Below are 8,040 nucleotides of genomic sequence, written 5' to 3'. Positions count from 1 at the left end.
CCGGTGCAGGCAAAGCAGATTGCTGCAGCCCGCACCGGCCTCTTCGCAGCACAAGGCTGCTCCTACACGCCGATGCAGGAGCTGCGGTTCTATTGATTGCCAGGTAACTCGATCACAAACCGCGTCCAGCCACCCTCGCACTCTGCCCGAATACGCCCACCATGCGCCTGCACGATCGACCGGGTAATCGCCAGCCCTAACCCGGCGTGCTCCGTGCTGCCTTCGCGCCGCGCCGGGTCTACCCGGTAGAACCGGTCAAACAAGCGGGGCAATGCAGCCGGTGCGATTGCCGCCCCGGTATTGGCCACGCAAACCCGTAACCCAGGCTCCAGCGTCACGCGTACCTGCCCACCGGGTGGGGTGAAGCGCAAGGCATTGTCGAGCAGGTTCGACAATGCGCGGCGCAGCATGGGGCGGTCACCCTGCAACAGCAGCTGGCCTTCGCGCAGCAGCGTCACGTCGCGGTCCTCGGCCAGCGGCGCGTAGTACTCCAGCAATGCATCGACATCTTCATGCAGTGCCAGCGTGGCTTGGCCAGGCACCAGCAGGCCATGGTCGGCCTTGGCCAGGTACAGCATGTCGTTGATCATCTGCGCCATCCACTGCAGCTCCTCCAGGTTGCCATGCAAGGCCTCGCGGTATTCCTCAAGGCTGCGCGGGCGGGTGAGGGTGACCTGGGTGTGGGTCAGCAGGTTGGACAGTGGTGTGCGCAGTTCGTGGGCGATGTCGGCGGAGAATGCCGACAAGCGCTGGAAGGCATCGTCCAGGCGCTGCAGCATGGCGTTCACGGTGGTGGCCAGTTCGGCCAGCTCTTCCGGCATCTGCGCCACTGGCAGGCGGGTGGTCAGCGAGCGGGCCGACACGCTGGCCGCAACCTGGCCCATCTGCCGCAGCGGCCTCAGCCCCCGGCGTACGGCCCAGGCACCGAGCAGGGCGGTGGCCAGGGCCGAGAGGCCGACCGTTAGCCAGATCAGGCGCTGCATGCCCTGCAGGAAGTGCTGATGGTGGGTGATGTCGAGGTACAGGGTCAGCTGCGCAGACTGCGGGTCGGCCGGGTTCAGGGGCATGGCCAGGCTGCGGTAGTCGGCGCCGTCGGTGTGCAAAGTGGCAAGCCCAGAGGGCGGCGTGGTGTTGGGCAATTGCGTGCGGCTGTCGAACCACGGCGTACCGTCATGGCCGCTGATGCGCAGGGCCAAGTCGGCCTGGTGGCTGAGCTCATCGCGCAGGGCGGGGAGGCGGGCGCCCAGTTCGGCGGGCCCGACGACGCCGGCCAGCTGCGTGCGAAACAGCGACAGGCGAGATTCCAGCAACTGTTGGTCGAGTTCGATGAAGTGCTGCTCGCTAGCACGGCTGAACAGCACGCCAGCCCCCAGCGAAACGGCAGCGGTGCAGGCCGCGAACAGCAGCGCCAGGCGGCTGCCGAGGGAAAGTCGGCGCATCAATCCTGACGCTCCTCCAGCACATAGCCCATGCCCCGCACGGTGTGGATCAGCTTGCTGGCGTGTGGGTCGTCGATTTTCAGGCGCAGGCGGCGGATGGCCACTTCGATGACGTTGGTGTCACTGTCGAAATTCATGTCCCAGACCTGCGAGGCAATCAGCGATTTGGGCAGTACCTCGCCCTGGCGCCGCAGCAGTAATTCGAGCAGGGCGAACTCTTTGGCGGTCAGGTCGATGCGCTGGCCGGCGCGCTCGGCGCGGCGGCGGATCAGGTCCAGGCGCAGGTCGGCCAGGCTCAAGGTGGTGTCCTGGCTCGGGCTGGCGCCACGGCGCAGCAGGCTGCGTACACGGGCCAGCAGTTCGGAAAAGGCAAATGGCTTGACCAGGTAATCGTCGGCGCCCAGCTCCAGGCCGTGCACACGGTCTTCTACCGCATCGCGGGCGGTCAGGAACAGCACGGGGGTGTCCAGGCCGGCCTGGCGCACTGCGTGCAAAATCTGCCAGCCGTCGCGGCCTGGCAGCATCACGTCGAGGATCAGCAAGTCATGGTCGCCGGTCAGTGCCAGGTGTTGGCCTGTTTCGCCATCGGCCGCCAGTTCGGTGGCAAAGCCTGCCTCGCTGAGGCCCTGGCTCAGGTACTGGCCGGTGCGGGCCTGGTCTTCAACGATCAACAGTTTCATGCAGTGTCCACAGTTCTGGAAGGGTGCGCGGCGGCTACCGGAAATGATACGTGACGATGTCGGCGCTCGCCCAAACTGACAAAGTTGTAATCTTCCTGTCAGGTAGCCGCCAGCCCCACCTGATTAAGGTGTTCTCATCACGTTGTGTATTTTGGAGTCATCATGAAACGCCTGTTCATCGCCGCCGCCCTTGCCGTGGCAAGCCTGCCCACGTTTGCGGGCAGTGCTGACAGTTTCGCCTTTGGCGAGCCTGCCCCGGCTGGCAAGGCCACCCGTACGGTCGAGGTGGTGCTCAAGGACATTGCCTTCGAACCGAAAAGCCTGGAGGTCAAGGCGGGCGAGACAGTGCGCTTCGTGCTGATCAATGAGGGCAAGCTGCCCCACGAATTCAACCTGGGCGACAAGGCCATGCATGCCGAGCACCAGAAAGAAATGATTGCGATGCAAGGCAAGCTGTTCACCGCAGGCATGAACCATGAAGGCATGGACCACGGCCAGATGAACCACGGCGAAGGCCACGGCCACGGCGGGGGCAACACCGTGCTGGTACCGCCTGGCCAGCGTGCCGAACTGACTTGGACGTTCCGCAAGTCGGCACCCATCGAGTTTGCCTGCAACGTACCTGGGCATTACCAGGCGGGGATGGTCGGGCCATTGACCATCGAGTGACATCAGGCCCAAGGCGGGGCGCAAAAACGGTAGACTAGGGGCATTTCGAACCTTCAGGTCAGTTTCCATGCATCCCGCCGCCGAACACTCCCCGCTGGGCAAGTCCAGCGAATACATCGCTACCTACTCCCCTGAACTGCTGTTCCCGATCCCGCGTACCGCCAAGTGGGCCGAGCTGGGCGTTACTGCCCAGACCCTGCCGTGGCAGGGCGTGGATTATTGGAACTGCTTCGAGCTGTCGTGGCTGCTGCCGTCGGGCAAGCCGGTGGTGGCGATCGGCGAGTTCGCCATTCCTGCAGACTCGCCGAATATCATCGAGTCCAAGTCGTTCAAGTTGTACCTGAACTCGCTGAACCAAACGGTTTTTGCCTCGATTGGCGAGCTGCAGGCCTGCCTGGAGAAGGACTTGTCTGCGGCGGCTGGCAAGCCGGTCGGCGTCAAGGTTCGCACGTTGGCCGAGGTGGAGGCTCAGGGCGTTGTGGCATTGCCGGGGCAGTGCATCGACGCGCTGGATGTGGCCATCAGCAACTATGAGCAGCCGCAACCGGAGTTGCTGCGTTGCGATGCGCAGCGTGTGGTTGAAGAGACCCTGCACAGCCATTTGCTCAAGTCCAACTGCCCCGTCACCGGCCAGCCGGATTGGGGCAGCGTGGTGGTCGAGTACAAGGGCAGGGCACTGGACCCTGCCAGCCTGCTGACTTACCTGATCAGCTTCCGGCAGCATGCCGACTTCCATGAGCAGTGCGTGGAGCGGATTTACCTGGACTTGAAGAACCTGCTGCAGCCGGAGCATTTGACGGTGTATGCGCGGTATGTGCGCCGGGGTGGGCTGGATATCAACCCGTACCGCAGCATGGGGGCGATCAGCCCAGTGAATGGGCGGTTGGTTCGGCAGTAAAATCACGGCCGTTGGGGGCGCTTCGCGCCCCATTCGCGGTCAAGCCCGCTCCCACAGGTTTTAGCGCAGCCCTTAGACCGCGCTGTCCTGCAGGAGCGGGCTTGCCCGCGAAAGGGGTGCGAAGCGCCCCCAGCTATTCAGATACCCATGCTGTGCAATGAGTTGAAAATATTGCGCAGGGTAGCGGCTAAATCTGGGTGGTCGAGCTCAAAACGATCGATCGCCAGATTGACCCCGTCTACCAGATTGTTGTCAGGCGTGGCTTCCTCAAGCTTCAGTTGCGCTTCGATCTGGCGCGCTTCTTCGTGCATTTCGGCCAGCTCCTCTTCCGAAAGCGGCACGTTACGGTCCAGTTGCTCGCGCAAGCTGTTCAGTCGCTCTTGCAATTCGCGGGCAGGCATTGGCTTTTCTCCATCAATGGCTTGGCAAGCCATGGACCTCAGCGAAGCGGCAAAGGTTCTGGCCTGCTTTCAATGTAATCCACTCGCAGCCGCTTTGCATGATCCGCGTCAAAGGTGCTGTATCAGGGTTTTTCGCCCTTGCGCCGACGCTGGGCGATGTCCTGCAGGCAGGTGTCCAGGGCTTCGAGGTGATCGATCACCGAGTGTACGCCCAGGCTGAACAGCGCGAGGGTGGCCTTGCCACGGGCCAGGTCTTGTTCCTGTTGGCTCATGGCTTGCCAATGCCGGGAGCTGAGGTCGCAGTGCGGGCTGCAGGCCGCCAGGCCCACGGTCCACAAGCCGGCGTTTAGGCCCGATTGCAGCAGCGCAGGGTCACCGCTAACCAGTACGCAGCCATCCAGGCGCGCGCTTTCCAGTGCCATCAGCGCCTGCCAGCAGGCGTTTGGCGCGGGCCAGCGCACGCCGTTGACCGCGTGCCCTGGCAGCCAGTCGGGCAGCACAGTGGCCAGGCGTTTGCCCTGTGTGGCAGTCAGGTCGTCCAGCCAGATGCAGGGCACCTGGCGCTGGCGCAGGCTGGTGAGCGTTGCCAGGGCGCCGGGCGCGGGCAGGGGGTTGCCGTTAGCACCCTGGACCAGGCAGCCACGCAGGCCAAACAGCACAGCAGTGAAGGCGGACGCATCGTGCATGGCAACTTCCCTGAAATAGTCCGCAGGCTATGCCGCTATTGTTACCAGCCGATGACGAGGCAACATACGTTCACAAAATCTTGAGCAAAAATGTGTAATGCTGGTGATCAGCCCGCAAGCCCTTATACTTGCGCCTTATCAGCAGCACGCCCGGTGCGGCTGCGGCCAAGAAATTCGATGGAGAGACATCTATGCGTAGGATCGGTGCCGGTGTGATCGAACGAGTCACCCAGGCCTGTGTCTGCGCCAGCTTGTTGCTGGCGCCCGTGGCGGCCACCCAAGCGGCCACCGAGGAAGACCCTTGGGAGGCGGTCAACCGCCCGATCTTCAGGTTCAACGATACGGTCGACACCTATGCCCTCAAGCCATTGGCCAAGGGCTACCAGGCAGTGACGCCGCAGTTCCTCGAAGATGGCATCCACAACATCTTCCGCAACCTGGGCGATGTCACCAACCTGGCCAACAATATTCTGCAGCTCAAGCCGCATGCGGCGGGCGTGGACACGGCGCGGCTGATCGTCAACACCACCTTTGGGCTTGGTGGCTTCTTCGACGTCGGCACCAAGATGGGCCTGCAGCGCAACGACGAAGATTTCGGCCAGACCTTGGGTTACTGGGGCGTGGGCAGCGGCCCTTACGTGGTTATCCCGTTGCTGGGCCCAAGCACCGTGCGTGACGGCCTGGCCAAGTACCCGGACAGCTACACCGAGCCCTACCGCTACATCAACCACGTACCGACGCGTAACACGAGCCTCGCGGTTGACGTCGTCGATACCCGTGCCAGCTTGTTGTCGGCTGAGAAGCTGATGCAGGGTGACAAGTACATCTTCATTCGCAACGCCTACCTGCAGAACCGCGAGTTCAAGGTAAAGGACGGCGAAGTCGAAGATGATTTCTGATTGTTTCTGATTTAAGCCATCGGGGCTGCCAAGCAGCCCCAGCGTCAATGCATCGCCAGGATGCGCAGGCCGAATTTCTGCTGCCCGTCGGGCTGGTCGGCGATCCACACCACCTCGGTGCTGGCATGCAGGCCTTTCAGCGCCTTGTGATCGGAATCGATCCTCACCTCAAGCGTATCCCCTACCTGAAAACGCTGCGGCGCCTGCACTTGCATGCCCCCGCTGGACAGGTCCAGGCACACCGCTGCGATCACCTGGCCTTGGTGCAACAGGCTGATGTCGGTGTCGATGCGCATGCGGATGAAATCGCGTTTTTCGCTGTGGCTTGAGGGTGTCTGGGGCATGCTGCATCCTTCCCTTTAGGTTGCGCGGGTCGGCTTTCTTATAACTCTCGGTGATTTGCCCTGTAAAGAGCAGCGAGCTCGACCCTTGCACGCTTGAAACGCCTGGCGGATGGGAGTACCGTCTGCGCCTTACAGGGTACCTCTGACAGTTGCCGGGCGGGTCTTCTTGTCCTACAACTCAAGTAGAGTGTTACCACAGAGTATTCCCGTAGCTGGCCGTCAGCCTTGCCGACACCGCTGCACCAACCTAAATCGGCGCCGTTCGCCCACATGCAGAAAACCAGTGCAACGCTGCTGATCATCGATGACGACGACGTGGTCCGTGCGAGCCTCGCCGCCTATCTTGAAGACAGTGGTTTCAGCGTCCTCCAGGCCGGTAATGGCCAGCAGGGGCTTCAGGTCTTCGAAGAACACCAGCCCGACCTCGTGATCTGCGATCTGCGCATGCCGCAGATGGGCGGGCTCGAACTGATCCGCCAGATCAGCGAGCGCGCGCCGCAACTGCCGGTGATCGTGGTGTCGGGTGCCGGCGTGATGAGCGATGCGGTCGAGGCCTTGCGCCTGGGCGCCGCCGACTACCTGATCAAGCCGCTAGAAGACCTTGCCGTGCTCGAGCACTCGGTGCGCCGGGCCCTCGACCGTTCGCGCCTGGTGCTGGAAAACCAGCGCTACCGCGACAAGCTCGAAGCCGCCAACCGCGAGCTGGAGGCCAGCCTGCACCTGTTGCAGGAAGACCAGACCGCCGGCCGGCAGGTGCAGATGAACATGCTCCCGGAAAGCCCCTGGGTGGCCGGCGAGTTTGCCTTCGAGCACCAGATCATCCCGTCGCTGTACCTGTCGGGTGATTTTGCCGACTACTTCCGCGTGGATGATCGGCGCATTGCCTTCTACCTCGCCGATGTCTCCGGGCACGGCGCCTCGTCGGCGTTCGTCACGGTGTTGCTGAAGTTCATGACCACGCGCCTGTTGTTCGAATTCAAGCGCGGGAGCAAGATGCGTGAGTTCAAGCCCTCGCAAGTGCTCAGCCACATCAACCGCGGGCTGATCAACTGCAAGTTGGGCAAGCATGTGACCATGGTGGGCGGCGTGATCGATGAAGACACCGGGCTGTTGACCTATGCCGTGGGCGGCCACCTGCCGCTGCCGGTGCTGTACACCCCGGGCAATACCCGCTACCTGGAAGGCCGCGGCCTGCCGGTGGGGTTGTTTGACGAGGCCAGTTACCAGGACCTGGTGGTGGAGCTGCCGCCGGTGTTCAGCCTCAGCTTGATGTCCGATGGCATTCTGGACCTTTTGCCAGGTGACACGCTCAAAGATAAAGAAGCCGCCTTGCCAGAAATCGTCAAGGCAGCGGGTGGCAGCCTGGATGGGCTGCGGCAACGATTTGGATTGGCTACGCTTGGGGAGATGCCGGATGATATCGCCCTATTGGTGTTGAGCAGGAACCTTCAATGAGTACCGGTAGAATTCAGTTCGCCGAGCAAAGCGGTACCTTTGTACTGAAGTTCGTCGGTGAAGTGCGCCTGACCCTGTGTTCGGCGCTGGATGCGACGATCGAGAAGATTTTCACCGCGCTGAACTTCTCGGCCATCGTCATCGATTTGACTGAAACCGAGAGCATCGACAGCACCACCTTGGGCCTGCTGGCCAAGTTGTCGATCCTGTCGCGCCAGAAAGTGGGGCTGCTGCCGACTGTGGTCACCACCAACCCGGACATTTCCCGGTTGTTGCAGTCCATGGGCTTCGATCAGGTGTTCAACATCGTCGATCGCCCGATACCGTGCCCAGAGTGCCTGACCGACTTGCCGTCGCAGGACCAGAACGAAGAAGTGGTGCGCTCCAAGGTGCTGGAGGCCCACAAGATCCTGATGGGGCTCAATGACTCCAACCGCGAAGCGTTTCATGACCTGGTGAATGCGCTGGAGCGGTCTTGAGTACGCTTTAAACCTGTACCGGCCTCTTCGCGGGTAAACCCGCTCCCACAGGGTTAGCGCTGCATCAGGAACTTCGGTAACCCTGTGGGA

General features: G+C 62.3%; 10 protein-coding genes. 5 read left to right on the top strand and 5 right to left on the bottom strand.

All coding sequences use genetic code 11. The features are described from left to right. Positions 1 to 89 precede the first annotated feature (89 nt). Together OO306_RS27500 and cinR are read right to left on the bottom strand one after the other, a co-directional pair. Complete coding sequence (locus OO306_RS27500; protein WP_265970348.1) at positions 90 to 1,442, bottom strand: heavy metal sensor histidine kinase; 1,353 nt, start codon at positions 1,440 to 1,442, stop codon at positions 90 to 92. Beyond that, positions 1,439 to 2,119 carry a two-component system response regulator CinR gene (cinR, locus tag OO306_RS27495; RefSeq protein ID WP_099430029.1) on the bottom strand — a complete coding sequence of 227 codons (681 nt, stop codon included), beginning with the start codon at positions 2,117 to 2,119 and terminating at the stop codon, positions 1,439 to 1,441. Before cinR ends, OO306_RS27500 begins: the two co-directional genes overlap by 4 nt. Before the next feature lie 162 nt (positions 2,120 to 2,281). Here cinR and OO306_RS27490 point away from each other — a divergent pair, with 162 nt between their 5' ends. Then, positions 2,282 to 2,788, top strand: a complete 507-nt coding sequence (locus OO306_RS27490) for a plastocyanin/azurin family copper-binding protein (protein ID WP_027596607.1) — start codon at positions 2,282 to 2,284, stop codon at positions 2,786 to 2,788. A 67-nt stretch (positions 2,789 to 2,855) separates the two neighbouring features. Continuing rightward, the gene (gene queF / locus OO306_RS27485; RefSeq protein WP_099430028.1) at positions 2,856 to 3,686 is read left to right on the top strand and encodes an NADPH-dependent 7-cyano-7-deazaguanine reductase QueF; all 831 of its coding nucleotides are present in this window, start codon (positions 2,856 to 2,858) and stop codon (positions 3,684 to 3,686) included. 137 nt (positions 3,687 to 3,823) lie between these two features. On the opposite strand, the gene OO306_RS27480 is transcribed toward queF, so the two are convergent. Next, entirely contained in the window at positions 3,824 to 4,087 is a 264-nt protein-coding gene (locus OO306_RS27480) for a DUF4404 family protein (protein ID WP_238216303.1), read from the bottom strand. Positions 4,088 to 4,209: 122 nt separating this feature from the next. Continuing rightward, positions 4,210 to 4,773 (bottom strand): phosphonoacetaldehyde phosphonohydrolase-related protein, encoded by a 564-nt coding sequence (locus OO306_RS27475; protein WP_265970347.1) that lies wholly within the window; start codon positions 4,771 to 4,773, stop codon positions 4,210 to 4,212. A gap of 191 nt (positions 4,774 to 4,964) precedes the next feature. On the opposite strand from OO306_RS27475, the gene OO306_RS27470 reads away from it, so the two are divergent. Next, a complete protein-coding gene (locus OO306_RS27470; RefSeq protein WP_085274220.1) occupies positions 4,965 to 5,672 on the top strand; it encodes a VacJ family lipoprotein in 708 nt (235 codons plus the stop codon). Between the two features lie 44 nt (positions 5,673 to 5,716). On the opposite strand, the gene OO306_RS27465 is transcribed toward OO306_RS27470, so the two are convergent. Next, positions 5,717 to 6,016, bottom strand: coding sequence for a PilZ domain-containing protein (locus OO306_RS27465; RefSeq protein WP_099430026.1), 300 nt, complete (start codon positions 6,014 to 6,016; stop codon positions 5,717 to 5,719). A gap of 270 nt (positions 6,017 to 6,286) precedes the next feature. On the opposite strand from OO306_RS27465, the gene rssB reads away from it, so the two are divergent. Both rssB and rssC read left to right on the top strand, forming a co-directional pair. Beyond that, on the top strand, positions 6,287 to 7,471 hold the full coding sequence (gene rssB, locus OO306_RS27460; protein WP_027596602.1) for a two-component system response regulator RssB: 1,185 nt from the start codon (positions 6,287 to 6,289) through the stop codon (positions 7,469 to 7,471). After that, positions 7,468 to 7,950: an anti-sigma factor antagonist RssC gene (gene rssC / locus OO306_RS27455; protein ID WP_027596601.1), complete on the top strand. Its 483-nt coding sequence runs from the start codon at positions 7,468 to 7,470 to the stop codon at positions 7,948 to 7,950. Before rssB ends, rssC begins: the two co-directional genes overlap by 4 nt. Positions 7,951 to 8,040: the final 90 nt, after the last annotated feature.

Source organism: Pseudomonas sp. DCB_AW, from assembly GCF_026240895.1.
Lineage (GTDB): Bacteria > Pseudomonadota > Gammaproteobacteria > Pseudomonadales > Pseudomonadaceae > Aquipseudomonas > Aquipseudomonas kermanshahensis.
Note: the sequence above shows the minus strand (reverse complement) of the source record. Positions and strands in the feature narration are given on the sequence as shown.

What these genes read in the sequence shown, in the direction of transcription:
- OO306_RS27470 (WP_085274220.1), top strand. Translation starts at nt 4,965, where the DNA reads ATGCGTAGGATCGGTGCCGGTGTGATCGAACGAGTCACCCAGGCCTGT.
- OO306_RS27480 (WP_238216303.1), bottom strand. Translation starts at nt 4,087, where the DNA reads ATGCCTGCCCGCGAATTGCAAGAGCGACTGAACAGCTTGCGCGAGCAA.
- cinR (WP_099430029.1), bottom strand. Translation starts at nt 2,119, where the DNA reads ATGAAACTGTTGATCGTTGAAGACCAGGCCCGCACCGGCCAGTACCTG.
- OO306_RS27475 (WP_265970347.1), bottom strand. Translation starts at nt 4,773, where the DNA reads ATGCACGATGCGTCCGCCTTCACTGCTGTGCTGTTTGGCCTGCGTGGC.
- OO306_RS27490 (WP_027596607.1), top strand. Translation starts at nt 2,282, where the DNA reads ATGAAACGCCTGTTCATCGCCGCCGCCCTTGCCGTGGCAAGCCTGCCC.
- rssC (WP_027596601.1), top strand. Translation starts at nt 7,468, where the DNA reads ATGAGTACCGGTAGAATTCAGTTCGCCGAGCAAAGCGGTACCTTTGTA.
- OO306_RS27465 (WP_099430026.1), bottom strand. Translation starts at nt 6,016, where the DNA reads ATGCCCCAGACACCCTCAAGCCACAGCGAAAAACGCGATTTCATCCGC.
- rssB (WP_027596602.1), top strand. Translation starts at nt 6,287, where the DNA reads ATGCAGAAAACCAGTGCAACGCTGCTGATCATCGATGACGACGACGTG.
- queF (WP_099430028.1), top strand. Translation starts at nt 2,856, where the DNA reads ATGCATCCCGCCGCCGAACACTCCCCGCTGGGCAAGTCCAGCGAATAC.